Consider the following 20,053-nt stretch of genomic DNA (forward strand, 5'->3'; position numbering starts at 1 on the left):
CATTCTCCGTTTCAGGCCCTCATGAGTTCCCTGAGAACATAAGGTAATATGCCGCCGTGCCTATAATAGTCTACCTCAATGGCGGTATCAATTCTGCTCAACAAATCGATCTCGCGGCGCGAACCATCATTGCCGTGAATCACCAATGTCACGCTCTGCTGCGGGCGAATATCATCCAGGCCTAGAAGATCGAATTGTTCATCGCCTTTGATGCTCAATGATTGAGCACTGGCATTTTCCTTGAATTGCAATGGCAATACACCCATGCCAACGAGATTGCTGCGGTGTATCCGCTCAAAGCTGCGGGCGATTACTGCCTTGACGCCGAGTAACTGGGTTCCTTTCGCGGCCCAATCACGGCTCGAACCAGCGCCGTACTCCTCTCCTCCAAATACCACCGTCGGTACGCCATCCGAAATATATTCCATGGCAGCATCATAAATACTCATTTGACGGCCATCCGGCTGATGCAGGGTGATGCCCCCTTCGCTACCGGGTATCATCAGATTTTTAATGCGTATGTTGGCAAAAGTGCCGCGCATCATCACATCATGATTGCCGCGGCGCGCCCCGTAGCTGTTGAAGTCGGACTTCGAAACGCCGCTCGCAAGCAAGTATTGGCCTGCGGGGGAGGTATCCTTAATGGAACCAGCGGGACTGATATGATCGGTGGTTACGGAATCACCGAATATGCCCAGCACGCGCGCGTTGCGTATTCCGCCGGGTCGTTCCGGCTGCATGGAAAAATTCTGGAAGAACGGCGGTTCGGCAATATAGGTGGATTTCGGCCAGTCATACACTTGCCCCGAAACCGATGATATATTGTTCCACAACGGATGATTTTTGGTGAGATTGCTGTAGAGTCGGCGAAACGTTTCCGCGTTGGCGGCGAATTTCATCAACCCATGAATTTCGCCCTCGCTCGGCCAGACATCACCGAGCCAGACAGGTTTATTATCCTCGCCAAAACCCAGCGGTTCAGTCATCAAATCCTTGAGCATGGTACCCGCGATCGCGTATGCCACCACCAGCGGTGGAGAAGCGAGAAAGTTGGCGCGGATGTTGGGGTGAATTCTTGCCTCAAAGTTGCGATTACCCGAGAGTACCGCGGCACACACCAGATTATTGGTCACCACAGCTTCTTCGATAGGCTCCGACAATGGCCCCGAATTGCCAATACAGGTTGTGCAGCCATAGCCCGCCAGACTAAAGCCGAGTTTCTCGAGATAAGGCAGCAGACCGGCGGCGGTGAGATATTCCGTCACCACGCGTGATCCTGGGGCAAGCGATGTCTTGATATGCGGCTTCACTGTCAGCCCCTTCTCTACCGCCTTCTTTGCCAGCAGGCCGGCAGCGATCAGCACGCTGGGGTTCGAAGTGTTCGTGCACGATGTGATGGCCGCGATCAGAATATCGCCGTGACCAAGATTAAACGGGGCTTCCGGTATACATAATGGCGCTTCTTCTATTGCCAGTATCGGACGATTGTCGACCATCTCCGTAATATTCATTTCGGTGCCCGGTCGCACCGCATGCCGGCTTGAGCCGCCAGTGATGGCCTCCATGTCGTTATGGCGGTCATCGCAGCCGCGCACTGGATAACTTTGACTCAGATCCGTTGCCTTTCTGCCATAACCGCCTTCCATAACGGGTTTGGCGAAGAGCTCAGTGAACCTGGATTTGATGTTGCCGATCTCGATACGATCCTGGGGGCGTCTCGGCCCGGCCAGTGAGGGCGCGACTGTGCCCAGATCGAGCTCCAGTTCACGCGTGTAATCGATGTCGCCCTTGCGGGGGATACCATACATCCCCTGAGCTTTGAAGTAGGATTGAAGCATGGTGACTTCCTCTTCGCTACGCCCTGTACCCCTGAAATACTCGATGGTGGCATCATCCACCGGAAAGAAACCCATGGTGGCGCCATATTCAGGCGCCATATTGGCGATCGTGGCGCGATCGGGTACCCGCAGCGATGCGGTACCTTCACCAAAAAATTCCACAAACTTTCCCACCACATTGGCTTTGCGCAACATCTCGGTAACCGTGAGCACCAGATCGGTGGCGGTCACGCCGCCACGCAACTGGCCGGTCAGATTCACACCCACCACGTCCGGCGTAAGAAAGTAAACCGGTTGCCCAAGCATTCCGGCCTCCGCTTCGATGCCGCCGACACCCCAGCCGACCACACCGATACCATTGATCATGGTGGTATGCGAATCGGTACCAACCAGTGTATCGGGATACACCACACCGTCTTTCTGGTGCACTCCGCGGGCGAGATATTCCAGATTCACCTGGTGCACAATACCGATTCCGGGGGGCACTACCTTGAATGTATCAAATGCCTGCATACCCCATTTTATGAACTGGTAGCGCTCATTATTGCGATGGAATTCAATTTCCATATTGAGATTGAGTGCCTGTTTATTGCCGTAGTAATCGACCTGGACCGAGTGGTCGACCACCAGATCTACCGGCACCAGCGGTTCAACGAGCTTGGGATCCCTGCCCATCTTTTTTGCTACGCCGCGCATCGCCGCCAGATCTACAAGGAGTGGCACACCGGTGAAATCCTGCAATACGATCCGGGATACAACAAAAGGAATCTCATCCGTCCGTGCGGCGCCGGGCTGCCAGCTTGCCAATTGCTTTACATGAGCTTCGGTGATTTTCCTGCCGTCGCAATTGCGCAAGACCGACTCCAGCACGATGCGAATGGAAACCGGCAACCGCGAAATCTTGCCCACACCCGACGCTTCCAGGGCGGGGAGAGAATAGAATTTTGCTTTCTTGCCCGCAGCGAGAGGAAACGCTTTTCGCGTATTGAACAAATTATGCATTATGGTGATACTCCTTCAAAATAGTGCTCCGGATCGCGAAAAACTAAAAAACATAAAGACATGGGACGATCATTGCTTTGAATCGGACCAAGGTCTCTTGAAAAAATTCCTGGCGCTCCTTCAGACTGCTTCTCAATGAACCCGAGTCTGGCAAAGCGGCATCCGTATTATTTTTACATTTTGTTTTCCAATTTTAAATTTTAATCGGGCCGATATTCTGAAATATCAGCTTCGATTATGCTTTCTGAAAAATGCCGGTAGGCGCCCCCGACCCGCTTGGCCATTGAGTCGGGGAAAAGATGGAAATCCCCTGCCTTCAATGCGGTGACGATCCCCTCGCCAACGAGCGAGGCCGGCTCGGCAATCCCGCCCAGGCCAGCGGCATCACTCATATCGGTCGCGATAAGACCAGGATGTACGCTCAGAACCGCAGTACCCTGCTGATCCAGCAATTCACGCAGCGCCTGCGTAATGGAGTAGGCAGCCGCTTTGGAAGCGGAATGCGTCGCGAAGTTGGCAGAGCACTTCAACGACGCAATCGAGTTGAGTTGCACCAACGCCCCGCCTCCATTTATCCTGAGAACAGGGGCGAAGGCCTGCGCCATCCGGATAAGGCCCAATACATTGATCTCCATTCCCCGCTCAAATGAATCGATCGCATCGCTATCCATCGGAGTTGAAGCGATAAAAACACCTGCATTATTGACCACCACCTGGACGTCTTGCGCCGTCTCCACGGCGGCTATGATAGTCTCCGGTTTGGTTAGATCCAGTTGAACTGGGACCACCCTGCCGCCATAGCACTCAACGATTGGGATAGCGGAGTTCAAATTGCGAACCGCAGCGTAAATTTTCGCTGCGCCATTGCTCAAAAAGGCATCCACTATCGCCTTGCCGATTCCGCGATTTGCGCCGGTGACAAGGGCTATCTTACCTTTGATGTCGTAATGTCTCTTCATCTTTATTCTTTAATGCGGATTGGTTTAACCCGGATGTTTCATAAATTCGCTTGATGATCGCGCAGGATTTTGTTTTTTAGGGAGATTTTGTGAAAGAGTGGCGTAGTTATTCATACGCCCGACTGAATAAAATTTCCATACGAAACAAAAGACCAGCGAGGACGCGTGAATTTATGAAACATCCGGGTTAAGTGTTTTAATTGATTAAGTATATCTGTTTAGTCATATCCCGCTTCAACTCGACGGGGAACCGCTTTATTTGTCTGAAGCGAATTCTCGCTGCAAATGATATGCCCATAACCCGCTATCAGCTTGATACTTATGCAGGATGGGTAAGCATGGCATAATCCATCAAAACCCCACACAAAGCGATACACCAAACCATGACCGGATATCGGCCGGACTGCGGTTTGGTAAGATGCGAAAGCACAATGATGGGTTACGCTTCGCTCCACCCATCCTACTAAAAACGTGTAGAGACATATCAAGTTATGGCTTCTAAAAGCGCCGCACACGTTAAAGTATCATCGTAGCATTCACAGGAATCCACTTCCATTCTTATCTGCTCCCGGGTAACGAGGATGTTGCCGGCATTACTAAACAACGCGTAAATCCAAAAAATCATATAATATGAAATAGGAATGCATGCTGACGCGCAACGTGACCATTCTGCGCAAATGCGCCTTGTCACCGCTATTCCAGGCTTGCGCGTTCATAGTGCGGATATCCGATGGATTACCTTATAGCGAGCATTGTTTATGGTGTCCCCAACGCTGGCTCTGTTGCATGGTTTTCTTGGTTTCTCGCGTCGCGGACCGATCGAGTGTTTTCGCGGCGTCGAGCACGCGTTGCGCCGGATACATATTACTCCTCTCATGCCGGAAGTACCGCCTGCCGGCACCATAGTCGAACGCGCGGAGGCGCTTGCCCGGCAACTCTTTCACAGTGATGTACCAGCTTTTGCATTGGTGGCGCACAGCATGGGAGGATTGGATGCCCGGCATCTGATTACCTATCTTGACCCCGATCGGCGTGTAAAAAGTCTGCTTACCGTTGCCACGCCGCATCGTGGTACACCGCTGGCCACATGGGTGCTCGAATCGCGAGGACTGATTCCGGCCTGGATTCGGCATATCGGCTGCCCCGGTTTGAGCGAACTGACTCCCGAGGCTCGTTCAATTGCGCCGATCGCGGATCGCTCTGACGTCATCTACTCGTCCTATGCAGGTCAGCGTCCGCTTGATGAACAGCCATTCTGGCTACGATACTTTGGACGTGTAATTCCGGAAGCCAATGATGGTATGGTGCCGGTTGAATCCGCACGATGGGGAAAATTCCGCGGCATCCTGCGTACGGATCACGTCGAATTGCTCGGGTGGAGCCTCGGCCTGCCGAGTAGCCGGACCGCCCGGCCTTTCGACCATTTTGATTTCTGGACCCGGGCCGCCGTCGAGGCCATGTCTGCGGCAGAAAGCAAACCAAGCTGAAGGAGGATGATGGATCAAAGCGAGGGTAACAAATGGGACATGCCGTGGTACGACTGGCTGGTATTTCTGGTGCCGACATTTCTTATTGTGGGTCTTGGGCTGGAATCCGCTCTGGGGCCTAAAGACGTTGAGTACCGCGATTTCCGGGCCGTTGCGCACTGGTTTGATCCGGTATTTTTTCAATATAACCTGATCATGGCGCTGTTGGCCGTCCTGGTCGTGCCGTCTCTCGCCTTAACCTATATACAGAACATGACCAACCGGAAGGAGCGGCAGTTGCAGCGCGAGGTTCCAGCTGCACGCCGTGGCGAGATCCGTAGAAGGATGGGACACCGTGCTTCCTTCAGCACCTATCGGGGCAGTGTCTGGTTGACTACAACCGTCGTGCTGCTCGGCATTTGCATCCTGCTACTGTTCAAACCTGTATCCTCAGCGGACGGAGGGGTGGATTTCAGTCTTGGTGCAAATATGTTAACCATGGGACCTTTCACCGAATTATTCGGGAAAAATCCGGAGGCGTATTATTCCCATCTCGTCCGCAATCTGACCGCTTTCCAGTACGGTTTCCTGGGTGCCTATATTTATTTCATCGGCTCGGTTACGCGCGCATACTTCACGCTGGATCTGACCTCTCATACTTTCGTCGATGGCGCCATCCGCATGATCGTTGCAAGCATACTGGCGCTGGTTCTTTCCTTCGTCTTCAACTTCACTTTTCCTGAAGACTCCCCGCCCGCTGCGGCGCGAGTTGCCACATCCACCAGTGATGCCGCTAAACCCTCATCCACGGCTGAAACCCCACCTGCCAATGAAGATTCGAAGGACGGTGCCGATGAGACAGGCTCAACTATACCCGCGAGCCTTAGCCTGCTACCCGTTTTGAGTTTCTTCTTCGGCTTTTATCCGAAACGGGCCGCACTGGCAATCGAACGCGTTGTACTCAAAGTGATGAGGAACATCCCTGGTGACAATTACCGTGCGTTGCCGCTTTCCATGCTTGCCGGGATGAGTTACGCCCATGAATTGCGACTGGAACGGGAGGGTTACGACAACATTGAAAATTTGTGTAACGCCGACGCTGTGGATTTGGCGGTACGTACCTGCTTCACCTACAATCAATTAAGGCAATGGATAGATCAGGCCTGGCTTGTGGCGCACCTGCGGGAGGATTATCCGGAATTTGTACGGCGTACGGGTATTACAAGCAGTGACGAATTGCATCATTTTCTGTCTACCTGCCAATCCGCACAGGTCGATGGGGTGGAACAACTTGTAGCGGGTTTATCAATAGACCCCGCGGCAACTCCGTCGTGGAAGGTAAAACTGACAGCTCTTAAAATATTGCTTGATATAGATACTGCTCCACCACGAAATACTGCTGATTCGGACACGAAAGAGCACGGATTGGACTGAGGCCTACGTCGATTGACGGATACCCGCCCGGAAACAAAACGTCTGGTTTAAATAACAAGCATATCAACAAACTCGTTGACGGGCGTTGCTTCGAGTTTCACCTGATCAAGGCAGAGATCCGTGATCGACTTTTGTTGACTGGCGGGAAAGCGGCGCGCAAGATTGATTCTGAATTTTTCTTCCAGTAGCGGAATACCTTCGCCACGGCGAAGCTTGTGGCCGATGGGGTATTCCACCACCACCTCATCCAGCTTGCCACCATTCCTGAATTCCACCGTGATACCGTTAGCGATAGAACGTTTCTCGGGATCGTGATAATCCCAGGTGAATTGCGGGTCCTCGACACAAATGATTTTAGCGCGCAGCTCGTCGATGCGTGGGTTGGCTGCGACAGCATCCTCATAATCGGCGGCGGTAAGCCGCCCGAATATCAGCGATACCGCAACAATATACTGTATGCAATGATCGCGGTCGGCAGGGTTGTTGAGTGGCCCTTTCTTGTCAATAATGCGAATTGCCGCCTCGTGAGTACGGATGGTGATCTTCCCGATCTCATCGATCCGTTCTTTTATGAAGGGATGCAGCTGCATCGCGCATTCCGCCGCCGTCTGAGAATGGAATTCAGCAGGGAATGAAATCTTGAACAGTATGTTTTCCATCACGTATGACCCCCACTGTTCAATCGGCCGCTGAAACCGGAATGGCTGCCCCTTGAACAGTACATCGTAAAACCCCCAGGTCTTGGCGGTGAGCGCAGAGGGGTAGCCCATTTCGCCTTTAAGCGTAAGCAATGCCAGCCAGACCGCACGGCTGGTGGCGTCCCCCGCCGCCCAGGATTTGCGCGACCCGGTATTGGGCGCATGGCGATAGGTACGCAGCGATTGCCCATCCACCCACGCCTGCGAAAGCGCATCGATAATCTGATCGCGGCTGCCACCAAGCAAATGCATCACAACTGCCACAGAGGCGACTTTCACCAGCACAACATGATCCAGCCCCACCTTATTGAAGCTGTTTCCAAGCGCGAGGCAACCCTGAATTTCATGCGCCTTGATCATGGCGGTCAGCACGTCGCGCATCGTGAACGGTTTTTTCCCCGCAGCCACTGCATTGCGTGCGCACCAGTCCGCAACGGCAAGTATGCCACCCAGATTATCCGACGGATGTCCCCACTCAGCGGCAAGCCAGGTATCGTTAAAATCGAGCCAGCGGATCATGCTGCCGATATTGAATGCCGCCTGTACCGGATCAAGCTGAAACCGGGTGCCGGGAACTCTGGCTCCATGGGGTACAGTCGTACCGGAAACGACCGGTCCAAGCAATTTGGTACAGGCCGAATAAGTAAGCGCTTCCATCGCGCAGCCAAGCGAGTCTATCAGGCAGTTGCGCGCGGTGTCGTAAGCCAGACCACCCTGAATCTCGCGATTGGTGACATAGTCGGCAATGTCAGCCAGTACTTGATCGGGTTGGGGACGGATATTGGAGATGTGGGATGACATGGTCACCTATTATAGAGCCGGCCATCTAACAGCGAGCATCGTCTTTCCCGCGAAAGCGAGAACCCATTGATCTTTTTTCGTCGTCTTTCCCGCGAAAGTGGGAATCCAGAGACGCTCTCTAAATGACTTCATCACTGACTGCGTAATAATAGGTAAGCGGTCGACAATCTCAGTCTTCTGAACCGTTGATGACAGCACCGTATCTGCCCTATCCGCGTTGAACCTTATCCAGTACTCGCCTGAACACACCTCTCGATTATGTCTCCCGTAGTACCATCATTCTTGTGTTGGAGGAGCATGCCTTCCGAGCCTGGTCCCATCCCCTTTGTCCACCACTCCAGTCCGCCATCGGCGTAGCGTGCGCCGCTGCCCGATATGATGATGATCATCTCGCGCGTCTTGCCCTCATACTCCACAACGGCCGTAGTACCGGAGTGATAGGACGCGTTCACGATGCGACCGCTATTGCAGCGGTAGACAATTGGCGCGTCAATATCCGCTTTCCTCTCGGCAACTGGTGCGTTGGCGGGAGAGAGATGACTACAACCAGGCAAGACGACGGCAATGACGAAAAGAAAAAAACGCTTCAATATTTGAGCCCAGATATGAGTCATGTCTGATCATCTTGGGGCAAAGAACTGGCGACCGTATTCTCCCTTTTTCTCAATTCTGTATTCATTTCAGATTTCGATAAATCAGCCACACTGTGGCCGCAATCAGTGGGCCTGCCAGCCACCAACCCGCTACATGTACCTGCATCAACCCCATCTTGATCCGGTCTCCCAGAAAATAGACGCCGCTCGTCCAGGCGCCCACCCACAATATACCGCCAAGTGCATTGTAGGCGACAAACTTCCCCCATGGCATCCGCATACTTCCGGCAAAGATTCCGTTCAACTGCCGCAGCACCGGAAAAAAGCGCGCGACAATCACTGTCGCAGGGCCAAACCGGTCAAAGAATTTTTGCGCAGCTTCTAGCCGTACCGGGGTGATCCCGATACGGTTGCCATGGCGCACCGCCCAGCGATGCCCTCCCCAGCGCCCAATCAGATAGCCAACGTTATCTCCAAGAATCACTGCCGGTATCGCCCAACCGGCCACAGCGGCGATGCTAAGCTCCCCCTTTAGTGCAAGCAAGGTCGCGGCAATCAGGAAGGTTTCTCCCGGCAGCGGTAAACCGAACGACTCGGTGAATAACACAACAAACAACGCCTTATAGCCGTATTGCGCCAGATAAGGATGCGCTGCTGCGACAAGATCATTCATGCACGAATTATTGCTGCGGTTTGTGATTCCGCTGCAAGCATGAAAGCATTGTGGTAGAACCCGCCTGACATCTCAGTTAATGCAAGCTCAGTTAATACAAACTATAGCTGGCCAAACAAAATAGAAAGAATAGGAACAGACACGATTATTTCTTAAAATTCTTTTGGTCACAGGTACGTTGTTCGAAAAAGGTGGATATAACCGGCGGCGACATCGATTACCCCTTCCATCCCTCTGCCAATATTACGTTTCCGAATTTTCCCAACCCGTTTGACTAAGTGCGTGCGGAAATCGGAGCAAACTCCCGATCCTCGGGTCCGATGTAATTCGCCGAAGGCCGAATAATCTTATTGTCCACGCGTTGCTCAATAATGTGCGCGGCCCAGCCGCTGGTGCGGGCAATCGCAAACAGTGGCGTAAACATGGCTGTCGGTATCCCCATCATGTGATAACTCACGGCTGAGAACCAGTCGAGGTTGGGGAACATTTTTTTGATATCCCACATCACCGTTTCCAGTCTTGCGGCAACATCAAACATTTTCATGTCGCCTGCTTCTGCCGAGAGTTGTCTCGCTACCTCCCGTATGATCCGGTTACGCGGGTCGGAGACGGTGTAAACCGGGTGGCCGAACCCGATGATGATTTCCTTGTCCGCCACTCGGCGGCGGATATCGGCTTCAGCTTCATCCGGAGTATCGTAGCGCTTCTGGATATCGAACGCGGCCTCATTGGCGCCACCATGCTTCGATCCGCGCAGTGCGCCGATGGCGCCGGTGATGGCGGAATAAAAATCCGAGCCGGTTCCGGCGATCACGCGCGCGGTAAAAGTAGAAGCATTGAACTCATGCTCTGCGTATAGCACCAGCGAGGTATGCATCGCCTTCACCCAACTTTGCGGCGGCGGTTTGCCATGCAGCAGGCTCAAGAAATTTCCACCGATTGAATCATCGCTGGTTGCCACGTCAATCCGGCGATTGTTATGAGAGTAGTGATACCAGTAAAGCAGTAGAGGTCCCAGGCAGGCCAGCAGCCGGTCAGCCAGATCGCGCGCGCCCTCAACGGTATGTTTTTCCGCCTCCGGCAGCATCGTGCCCAACGCGGCGACGCCAGTACGCAAGACATCCATCGGGTGCGCCGTTACGGGAATCGTTTCCAGTACGGTTTTAAGGCCGGCAGGAAGATCACGCAGGCTTCTCAGTTTTTCCTTGTACGCAGCCAGCTCCGCCAGCGTGGGCAGCTTTTCATGAATCAGCAGATAGGCAATTTCTTCGAATTCACAGGTATCGGCTACGTCCAGAATGTCGTAACCGCGATAATGCAGATCGTTGCCGGTTCTACCGACGCTGCAGATGGCGGTATTACCCGCCACTACGCCTGACAGCGTGACAGATTTCTTGCCTTTCAAGCCAGGATTTTGGATAACTTCACTCATTTTCAGGTTTTTTGGAAGATTGGAAAAACAAACTATTCAGCTTCTCCTCGTAGGCATGGTAATCGAGAAATTCGTATAGCTCGGCACGGGTCTGCATGGTATCCATTACATTTTTCTGCGAGCCCTCATTGCGTATTGCCCGATATACATTGAGAGCAGCGGCATTCATCGCCCGAAATGCAGATAGAGGATAAAGCACCAGGGAAACGTTCGACTCGGCCAACTCCTCGACTGTAAAGAGAGGCGTTACGCCAAACTCGGTGATGTTGGCGAGGATCGGAACCTGCGCGGCGGCCGCGAACTGCCGGTACATGCCCAATTCAGTAACGGCCTCGGGAAAAACCATATCCGCACCCGCTTCCACATATCGGCTCACGCGGTCTATGGCAGCTTGTAGTCCTTCAACCGCCAGTGCATCGGTGCGCGCCATTATGACAAAATCGGAATCGGTCCTGGCATCCACAGCCGCCTTGATGCGATCCACCATTTCCCCATGGCTGACGACAGCCTTGCCCGGACGGTGGCCGCAGCGTTTGGCCTGTACCTGGTCTTCAATATGCATCGCCCCTGCCCCGGACTTGATCAGTGATTTCACCGTACGGGCGATATTAAAGGCACTGCTTCCGAAGCCAGTATCCGCGTCCACCAGCAATGGCAGATTGGTGATGTCCGTGATGCGGCGCACATCTGTCAACACGTCATCCAGCGTCGAAATAGCGAGATCGGGAAGACCCAGGGAACCTGCCGCCACGCCGGCACCGGAAAGATAAATCGCCTTGAAGCCGGTAAGCTCCGCCATGCGCGCAGCATACGCATTGACGCAGCCCGCCACCTGCAAGGGCTTCTCGGCGGCAAGCGCGGCACGGAAACGAAAACCAGCGGAGATAATCATGGAAACAGAAAGATACTAAAGTGTCGAGGTACAGTTATCCAAGCAGATGCTTGACAGAATCCCGTTCTTCCACCAATTCCTGGTAGGTCGCCTGCATTTTCGCTTTGCTGAATTCGCTTATCTCAAGGTCGGGGACGATTCTGTAGCCCCCCTCCCGGCAGGTCACGGGATAGCCGTATATAACACCCTTCGGGAATGCCATAGCTGCCGTCCGAGGAGATACCCAGTCATTTTCCCGCGTCCCAAAAAGCCAGTCACGAACATGATCAATAGCTGCAAGCAAAAATCAGAACACAACAATCACCCGCAGGCAATTTCGGCTCAGATCTCTAATCCATCCTGAAATGCAATGCTCAGCGCGACGCAGAAGATCCTTTTAATCCGGATGCTTCATAAATTCGCGTGATGATTGTACAGAGTTCTGTTTTGTATGGAGATTCTTTGAAAGCGTAGCGTAGTTATTCATACGCTCGACTGAACAAAATTTCCATACGAAACACAAGACCAGCGAAGACGCGCGTCAATTTATGAAACATTCGGGTTAGTATATGCCCAACGCACCGGACTATAAAAACATTCCACCCTACTGTCAATTTAGGCAGCATTCGGAGTTCATCCTGGACTAAAATCCGGCCTTAAACCCTATTACTTATAGGGTTTACTTGTACGGCATTCATATTGTATCGCTCAGTATAACGGTCTACACTAAGTTGGTGGATGGTGAGACCGGCACCTTGGAAGTAAAAAATTGCAAAGAACACGTCCCAAGTTTCTTAATTTGATGGAAATCAAACAGCCACTCCCGGCTGTGATTTCGGTTCTGCATCGCATAAGCGGTGCGCTACTATTTTTCCCGGGGATCCCTCTCCTTCTTTGCGGCCTGGAGATGACGCTGAATTCTCCTCAAGGCTACGCCCGATTTCAGGCTCTTGTGAGCGGCTCCCTGTCCAAAGCCGCATTGACTCTCCTGTTGTGGTTCTTCCTGCATCATCTCTGTGCGGGCATTCGTTTCCTCGCACTGGATCTGCATTATGGCGGCACGCGAGAACAGGCACGATTGACCAGCAAGGTGGTACTGGCTGCGGGGATCATTCTCACCTTCTTGATTTCGCTATTGATATGGTGAAGCGTATAGTCACCGGTGCGCATTACGGGCTGCGGGATTGGCTGGCGCAGCGCGTGACCGCCGTGGTGATGGTCGCCTTTGTCCTGTGTCTGGCCGTCGCACTGCTGATTTCGCCGCCACACGATTACGCCACATGGAAATCGCTGTTCAGTGGCCGATGGATGCGTATTGCCTCCTTCCTGTTTCTTGTCAGCCTGTTCTGGCATGCCTGGATCGGCATGCGTAATATCCTGATGGACTATGTTCACGCTACCGGCATCCGCCTGACGTTGCAGATATTGGTCGTATTGTCCCTGTTGTTTTATACCGTCTGGTCTGCGGAAATCCTGTGGGCCCTGGAGTTCACGTGGCGATAGCCAAAAGAAAATTTGATGCGGTAATCGTCGGCGCCGGCGGTGCGGGCATGCGTGCCGCATTGCAATTATCGGAAGCAGGACTCAAGGTGGCGGTATTATCCAAGGTATTCCCCACCCGATCTCACACAGTGGCTGCGCAGGGCGGCATTGCCGCGGCGCTTGGGAATGTCACCGAAGACAACTGGCACTGGCACATGTACGACACAGTGAAAGGGTCTGATTATCTCGGCGACCAGGATGCCATCGAGTTCATGTGCCGCCAGGCCAGTGAGGTGGTATATGAACTGGAGCATTATGGCATGCCGTTCGATCGGCTGGAGAACGGCAAAATTTACCAGCGTCCCTTCGGCGGCCAATCGCAGAATTTTGGCGGCGCGCAGGCAACGCGCTCGTGCGCGGCGGCGGATCGCACCGGCCACGCCATGCTGCATACACTATATCAACGCAACGTGCGCGCCAACACCCAGTTTTTTGTTGAATGGATGGGGCTGGATCTGATCCGCGATGAAGACGGCGAAGTGTGCGGCATAACGGCGCTGGACATGGAAACCGGCGAAGTCATGGCGCTGCAGGCAAGAGCCACCTTGTTCGCCACCGGCGGCGGGGCACGCATATTCCATGCCAGTACCAATGCATTCATCAATACCGGAGACGGTCTCGGCATGGCGGCACGCGCCGGCATACCTTTGGAGGATATGGAATTCTGGCAATTCCATCCCACCGGCGTGTATGGAGTGGGCGTACTCATCAGCGAGGCGGTACGTGGCGAGGGCGGCTATCTGCTTAACAGGGATGGCGAGCGCTTCATGGAGCGCTACGCCCCCCACGCCAAAGATCTGGCCAGCCGCGACGTCGTATCGCGCGCCCTGACTACGGAAATCAAGGAAGGACGCGGCTGTGGCAGGGATGCCGACCATCTGCTGCTGAAACTCGATCATCTGGGTGCGGACGTGATCAAGACACGGCTGCCGGGCATTCGTGAAATTTCCATGAAGTTTGCTCACGCCGACCCGATCCGTGACCCGATTCCGGTGGCGCCTACCGCGCATTACATGATGGGCGGAATCCCCACCAATTATTACGGACAGGTGGTGGCGCCTTACAAAACCGGGCCCGAAGAAGTGGTGCAAGGTTTTTATGCCGTAGGCGAGTGCGCTTGCGTTTCCGTGCATGGCGGCAATCGCCTGGGGACCAATTCGCTGCTCGATATCGTGGTGTTCGGACGAGCCGCGGGCAATCAAATTATCGAGGAACTGAAAAAGAACCCTCATCACAAGCAGTTACCGGCGGATGCCGCCGATAAGTCGCTTGCACGGCTGGCCCGGCTGGATGGTCAGAAGAATGGGGAAAGCGTAGCGCAAGTCGGCGATGCGCTACGCAAAACCATGCAGGCGCATTGTGGTGTCTTCCGTTTCGCAGACATGCTCAAGCAGGGTGTTTCAAAAATTGACGAAGTGGCGGAACGTGCCAGGCACACCGGGATCGGGGACAAGAGCAGAGTCTTCAATACCGCCCGGGTGGAAGCGCTGGAACTCGACAACCTTGTAGAAGTAGCAGTGGCCACCATGGTATCGGCTGAAGCGCGCACTGAAAGCCGCGGCGCCCATGCCCGTGACGATTTTCCAGAGCGGGATGATAATAAGTGGCTGAAGCACACTTTATTCTTTAGTGAAGGACGACGGCTGGATTACAAACCGGTCCGGTTAAAACCGTTGACGGTGGAATCGTTCCCGCCCAAAGCGAGAACCTATTAACGAGAAAGTCACACATTAATGAGAAAATCTTCAACTATTGATGTATAGGATACAGATATATTATTAGCGCACGCCGAATATGGGGGAAAGAAAAATGGGAACCATCGAACCATGTATTGTAGTGATTTTTGGAGCAAGCGGAGATCTGGCGCGGCGCAAATTGATCCCGGCGCTGTTCCGGCTGGAAGTCGCGGGACGGCTACCGGAAAAAACGGCGATAGTTGGGTGTAGCCTGGAGTCCTGGAGCAGCGAGCAGTGGATCTTGGAAGTAGCCAGCATGCTCCGGTCCAAATTTGCGGCAGGGCTCGACGAACAGGCATTCGAGCGTTTTCGTGCACGTCTGCATTACCATCCCAACCCTCCCGGCAGCGATGCTTATCCGAAATTAAAGGAAATATTGGAGGAAACACCGGGATTTCCCTCCAATATCGTATTTTATATGGCAGTGCGTCCGTCGGCGTTCCCGGCGATCATCGACAAACTCGGCGTCATCGGCTTGCTCAAGCAGGAAAAGGGTTGGCGCCGCGTGGTAATCGAAAAACCTTTTGGTTACGATTTGTTAAGTGCGCAAACCCTTCAGGGCAGCCTGTATCGTCACTTGAACGAGCCGCAAATTTTCCGGATCGACCACTATCTCGGTAAAGGCACGGTGCAGAACGTACTGGTATTTCGCTTCGCCAACATATTGCTGGAACCATTGTGGAACAATCATTATATCGACCATGTACAGATCACCCATTCCGAAACCCTCGGTGTTGACGGACGGTCGGATTATTATGAGGGAGCCGGTGCGCTACGCGACATGATACAGAGCCACTTGCTGCAGTTGCTTGCTCTGGTGGCGATGGAACCGCCGGTATCTGTGACAGCCGAGCACTTGCGGGACGAGAAAGTGAAAGTGCTGAAAGCGATACGGCCGATCACGCAAAATTCGGTACATGCCCACGCATTCCGCGGTCAATATACCAGCGGCATCATTGATGGCAAGCCCGTTCCTGGGTATCTGGACGAATCAGGCGTGGCGCCGGATAGTTCCACCGAGACCTATGCGGCACTGAAACTGTATCTAGACAACTGGCGGTGGGCCGGCGTGCCCTTCTATCTGCGCACCGGCAAACGCATGGCGGAAAATAGTTCGGCGATTTGTATCCGCTTCAAAAGGCCGCCGCAGGATTTGCTGCGTCATGCGGTTCGCGAATCATCACACCCGAATTGGATTATGCTGGGCATTCAACCCAATGACTGCCTGAGGATGGAAATTCAGGTCAAGGTGCCGGGGCTGGACTTGCATACACGCACCATCAGTCTGGACGCAACCTATCGCAAGGCCAACGAAGAGGAACACGACGCCTACGAAGGTTTGCTGCTGGATGTGATGCAAGGCGATCATTCACTGTTTCTGCGCATTGATGAGGTGGAATGGGCCTGGCGCGCGGTGGATCCTATTATCAAGGTGTGGGCGATGGAACGCGATTTTATCAATGGCTATCAGGCCGGCACCTGGGGGCCGCGCGGCACCTATCGCCTGTTTGATGGCGACGGTCAGTTCTGGCGCCATTCACTGAATCCGGAGGGTGCTGATTTGCAGGCTTATTGATCACCGTTTCATAAACTTGACGGGATAAATCATGGCTGATTCTTTGCAAAAATCTATGTTTGAGCATGAAAAAACCGGTTTCGACGCGGACTCAATCAAGCAGTCTCTTGCCAACTGCCTGACCTATTCGGTCGGCAAAGACACCATTACCGCCACAGACCGCGATAGATTCTTCGCCGCGGCTTATTTGGTGCGCAACCGCTTGATCGACCGCTGGATGGAAACCATGCGCGGTTATTACATCAATGATGTAAAGCGGGTTTACTATTTTTCCCTGGAGTTCTTGATGGGACGCACGCTGATGAATAGCGTGCACAATCTGGGGTTTGATCAGCAATTCCGTGAGGCGCTTAACGATTTGGGAATCAATCTGGACAGTGTGCGTGAAATAGAGCCGGATGCCGCGCTTGGAAATGGCGGCCTGGGGCGGCTTGCCGCCTGCTTCCTCGATTCCATGGCGACGCTCGATCTTCCCGGCTACGGTTACGGCATCCGCTACGAATATGGCATGTTCGCCCAGCGCATTGAAGACGGCAGGCAAGTCGAGCATCCGGATAACTGGCTGCGCTATGGCAATCCCTGGGAATTTCCCCGTCCGGAGGTGCTATATCAGGTTAAATTCCACGGCCGTGCGGTTCAATACCCGGATGAACAAGGTGTGGCGCACTATCACTGGATAGATACCGACGATGTAATGGCCATGGCTTTTGACACTCCTATTCCAGGCTATGGTACCCACACCGTCAATAACATGCGCCTCTGGTCGGCCAAGGCGACGCGCGATTTCGAATTGCGTTACTTCAACGAGGGTAATTATGTCAAGGCAGTAGAGGATAAGAACGATTCCGAAAATCTATCCAAGGTACTGTATCCCGACGACACGACCACAATGGGACGCGAACTGCGCCTGAAGCAACAATACTTCTTCGTGTGTGCTTCATTGCATGACATCCTATATCGCTACAACAAATACCAAAGCAATTTCGATGCCTTGCCCGACAAGGTGGCGATCCAGTTGAACGATACGCATCCCGCCATTGCCATCCCCGAACTGATGCGTGTGCTGGTGGATTTGCACCATCTGGATTGGGAGAAAGCGTGGGATATCACTACACGTACTTTTGCCTATACCAACCACACGCTGATGCCCGAGGCACTCGAAACCTGGACAGTTGCCCTGTTCGAGAATGTCCTGCCTCGCCATTTACAAATCATCTATGAAATCAACCGCCGGTTCTTGAAAGATGTGATGCACCGATACCCCGGCGATACCGGGATATTGCGCCGCATGTCCATCATAGATGAGTCGGGAGAAAAACGAATCCGCATGGCCCATTTGGCCATCGTCGGCAGCCACAAAGTGAACGGGGTAGCGCAAATTCATACCGAACTGATGAAGCAGACCATATTTTCGGACTTCGACGTTTTTTTCCCCGGTAAAATCATCAATATAACCAACGGCATCACGCCACGCCGCTGGCTGAATCAGGCCAACCGGCGTTTAGCCGAACTCATTACTACGCGCATCGGTTCCGGCTGGGTCAAGGACTTGAGCCAACTGAAGCGATTGATTCCCCTTGTCGATGATGCATCTTTTCGCAAGGAGTTCGCCGCTGTGAAGCGTGCGGATAAGGAGCGGTTGGTTGCCATGCTGAAGCAAAAGCTCAACATTGATATCAGCCCCGATTCGCTGTTCGATGTCCAGATCAAGCGGATCCACGAATACAAGCGGCAACTGCTCAACGTGCTGCATGTGGTGACCCTGTATAACCGCATTCGCCATAACCCGAACGCGGAGTATGTATCGCGTACCGTAATTTTTGGAGGCAAGGCGGCGCCCGGTTATGTCAAGGCCAAGCTCATTATTAAACTTATTAACGATATCGCCGACATTGTTAATAATGACCCTCAGGTATCCAGCTATTTGAAAGTGGTGTTCATGCCCAATTACGACGTATCGGCCGCGGAAGAGATGATTCCAGCTGCGGATCTCTCGGAGCAGATTTCCACTGCGGGCACGGAAGCCTCCGGCACGGGAAACATGAAGCTGGCATTGAACGGCGCACTCACGATCGGTACTCTGGATGGCGCCAATATCGAAATCAGCGGCGAAGTCGGAGAGAACAACATCTTCATATTCGGCCTCACGGCGGCGGAAGTCGCCGAGACGAAAGCGAATGGCTATCAACCTTGGGATTTCTACCACGCCAATCCGGAATTACGAGCGGTGCTCGACATGATCGGATCGGGATTTTTCTCGCCGGATGAGCCGGACCGCTTTAAACCTATCGTCGATACGCTTTTAGAGCATGGGGATCAATATTTGCTGCTGGCGGACTATGCGTCTTATATCGATTGTCAGAAAAAAGTTGAAGTGGCTTACCGGGATCAGGAACAGTGGGTACGCAAGGCGATCCTGAATGTTGCCAATATGAGTAAATTTTCCAGTGACCGCACCATCATGCAGTATGCCAGCGAGATATGGGATGCAAAGCCGGTAGCGTCCCGCAGTGTGGAGTCTGGTGGAATTGGCTAGCAAACCACAGCTATCCACGGGGTGGATTTATACGATGGATATATTAAGGAATCAGCCATGAGGTTCTCAATCTACCGCTTCGATCCCGACAAGGACGAAAAGCCTTATATGCAGGATTACGATATTGCGCTGGAACCCGCCGACAAGATGCTGCTGGATGCGCTGATACGTATCAAGTCCGTGGATGACAGCTTGAGCCTGCGCCGCTCCTGCCGGGAAGGAGTATGCGGATCGGATGGAATGAACATCAATGGCCGCAACGGATTGGCGTGTATCACACCCGTCGCTGGACTGAAGGAACCCGTGGAATTACGCCCGCTGCCAGGATTGCCGGTGATACGCGACCTGATTGTGGACATGACGCAATTCTTCAAGCAATATCATTCCATCAAGCCTTATCTCATCAACAACGATCCGCCACCGGAAACCGAGCGGCTACAATCGCCCGAAGAAAGAGCGGAACTGGATGGACTGTATGAATGCATTCTATGCGCATGCTGCTCCACCGCATGTCCTTCATTCTGGTGGAACCCTGATAAATTCGTGGGTCCGGCGGGACTGTTGCAGGCATATCGCTTCCTCGCTGACAGCCGCGACCAGGCTACCGCCGAGCGCTTGGATAATCTGGAAGATCCGTATCGCCTGTTCCGCTGCCACTCCATCATGAACTGCGTGGATGTGTGCCCAAAGGGATTGAATCCGACCAGCGCTATTGGCAAGATCAAGGACATGATGGTAAAAAGAACGGTATGATCCTAAATCCGACAGTTGACCGCTCACTTTTTACTCATTTGTCAAGCCCGGTGCGATGATCCAAAAAGATTTTTTTTGCCAGTTAATCTTCACCTTCAGGGTGAGTTCACTACCACTACCGGATCTAGGGCCTGTTAACACTT

The 20,053-nt window shown here is 53.2% G+C and carries 16 protein-coding genes; 8 read left to right on the plus strand and 8 right to left on the minus strand.

Features of this window, described 5'->3' with window-relative positions; genetic code table 11:
* Positions 1–11 precede the first annotated feature (11 nt).
* Both BLR00_RS13630 and BLR00_RS13635 read right to left on the minus strand, forming a co-directional pair.
* Positions 12–2,840, minus strand: a complete 2,829-nt coding sequence (locus BLR00_RS13630; RefSeq protein ID WP_074633627.1) for an aconitate hydratase — start codon at positions 2,838–2,840, stop codon at positions 12–14.
* A gap of 200 nt (positions 2,841–3,040) precedes the next feature.
* Entirely contained in the window at positions 3,041–3,799 is a 759-nt protein-coding gene (locus BLR00_RS13635; RefSeq protein ID WP_074633630.1) for an SDR family oxidoreductase, read from the minus strand.
* A gap of 758 nt (positions 3,800–4,557) precedes the next feature.
* Between BLR00_RS13635 and BLR00_RS13640 the strand changes: the two genes are divergently transcribed.
* Together BLR00_RS13640 and BLR00_RS13645 are read left to right on the plus strand one after the other, a co-directional pair.
* On the plus strand, positions 4,558–5,286 hold the full coding sequence (locus tag BLR00_RS13640; protein WP_256324159.1) for an esterase/lipase family protein: 729 nt from the start codon (positions 4,558–4,560) through the stop codon (positions 5,284–5,286).
* Positions 5,287–5,292: 6 nt separating this feature from the next.
* A complete protein-coding gene (locus tag BLR00_RS13645; RefSeq protein WP_256324160.1) occupies positions 5,293–6,699 on the plus strand; it encodes a hypothetical protein in 1,407 nt (468 codons plus the stop codon).
* Positions 6,700–6,746: 47 nt separating this feature from the next.
* Here BLR00_RS13645 and BLR00_RS13650 read toward each other — a convergent pair whose 3' ends face one another.
* The 6 genes from BLR00_RS13650 to BLR00_RS13680 all read right to left on the minus strand — a co-directional run bounded on the left by BLR00_RS13650 (position 6,747) and on the right by BLR00_RS13680 (position 12,071).
* Positions 6,747–8,198 carry a bifunctional 2-methylcitrate dehydratase/aconitate hydratase gene (locus BLR00_RS13650; RefSeq protein WP_074633636.1) on the minus strand — a complete coding sequence of 484 codons (1,452 nt, stop codon included), beginning with the start codon at positions 8,196–8,198 and terminating at the stop codon, positions 6,747–6,749.
* A gap of 224 nt (positions 8,199–8,422) precedes the next feature.
* Positions 8,423–8,812: an MliC family protein gene (locus tag BLR00_RS13660; RefSeq protein ID WP_081346779.1), complete on the minus strand. Its 390-nt coding sequence runs from the start codon at positions 8,810–8,812 to the stop codon at positions 8,423–8,425.
* Positions 8,813–8,873: 61 nt separating this feature from the next.
* A complete protein-coding gene (locus BLR00_RS13665) occupies positions 8,874–9,464 on the minus strand; it encodes a DedA family protein (RefSeq protein WP_074633642.1) in 591 nt (196 codons plus the stop codon).
* A gap of 274 nt (positions 9,465–9,738) precedes the next feature.
* Entirely contained in the window at positions 9,739–10,896 is a 1,158-nt protein-coding gene (gene prpC, locus BLR00_RS13670) for a bifunctional 2-methylcitrate synthase/citrate synthase (RefSeq protein ID WP_074633644.1), read from the minus strand.
* Positions 10,889–11,788 carry a methylisocitrate lyase gene (gene prpB / locus BLR00_RS13675; protein WP_074633647.1) on the minus strand — a complete coding sequence of 300 codons (900 nt, stop codon included), beginning with the start codon at positions 11,786–11,788 and terminating at the stop codon, positions 10,889–10,891. The genes prpC and prpB overlap by 8 nt, the downstream gene beginning before the upstream one ends.
* A gap of 34 nt (positions 11,789–11,822) precedes the next feature.
* A complete protein-coding gene (locus tag BLR00_RS13680) occupies positions 11,823–12,071 on the minus strand; it encodes a hypothetical protein (RefSeq protein ID WP_081346780.1) in 249 nt (82 codons plus the stop codon).
* A 465-nt stretch (positions 12,072–12,536) separates the two neighbouring features.
* Here BLR00_RS13680 and sdhC point away from each other — a divergent pair, with 465 nt between their 5' ends.
* The 6 genes from sdhC to BLR00_RS13710 all read left to right on the plus strand — a co-directional run bounded on the left by sdhC (position 12,537) and on the right by BLR00_RS13710 (position 19,910).
* Positions 12,537–12,914, plus strand: coding sequence for a succinate dehydrogenase, cytochrome b556 subunit (gene sdhC, locus BLR00_RS13685; RefSeq protein WP_074633650.1), 378 nt, complete (start codon positions 12,537–12,539; stop codon positions 12,912–12,914).
* Complete coding sequence (gene sdhD, locus BLR00_RS13690) at positions 12,908–13,270, plus strand: succinate dehydrogenase, hydrophobic membrane anchor protein (protein ID WP_074633653.1); 363 nt, start codon at positions 12,908–12,910, stop codon at positions 13,268–13,270. Before sdhC ends, sdhD begins: the two co-directional genes overlap by 7 nt.
* On the plus strand, positions 13,261–15,024 hold the full coding sequence (sdhA, locus tag BLR00_RS13695; RefSeq protein WP_074633655.1) for a succinate dehydrogenase flavoprotein subunit: 1,764 nt from the start codon (positions 13,261–13,263) through the stop codon (positions 15,022–15,024). Before sdhD ends, sdhA begins: the two co-directional genes overlap by 10 nt.
* A gap of 94 nt (positions 15,025–15,118) precedes the next feature.
* On the plus strand, positions 15,119–16,621 hold the full coding sequence (gene zwf / locus BLR00_RS13700) for a glucose-6-phosphate dehydrogenase (RefSeq protein WP_074633657.1): 1,503 nt from the start codon (positions 15,119–15,121) through the stop codon (positions 16,619–16,621).
* A gap of 55 nt (positions 16,622–16,676) precedes the next feature.
* Positions 16,677–19,157 carry a glycogen/starch/alpha-glucan phosphorylase gene (locus BLR00_RS13705; RefSeq protein ID WP_371130408.1) on the plus strand — a complete coding sequence of 827 codons (2,481 nt, stop codon included), beginning with the start codon at positions 16,677–16,679 and terminating at the stop codon, positions 19,155–19,157.
* A 57-nt stretch (positions 19,158–19,214) separates the two neighbouring features.
* On the plus strand, positions 19,215–19,910 hold the full coding sequence (locus BLR00_RS13710) for a succinate dehydrogenase iron-sulfur subunit (RefSeq protein ID WP_074633659.1): 696 nt from the start codon (positions 19,215–19,217) through the stop codon (positions 19,908–19,910).
* The last annotated feature ends 143 nt before the right edge of the window (positions 19,911–20,053 follow it).

The sequence above is a fragment of the Nitrosospira multiformis genome (genome assembly GCF_900103165.1).
In the GTDB taxonomy this organism is placed as follows: domain Bacteria; phylum Pseudomonadota; class Gammaproteobacteria; order Burkholderiales; family Nitrosomonadaceae; genus Nitrosospira; species Nitrosospira multiformis_D.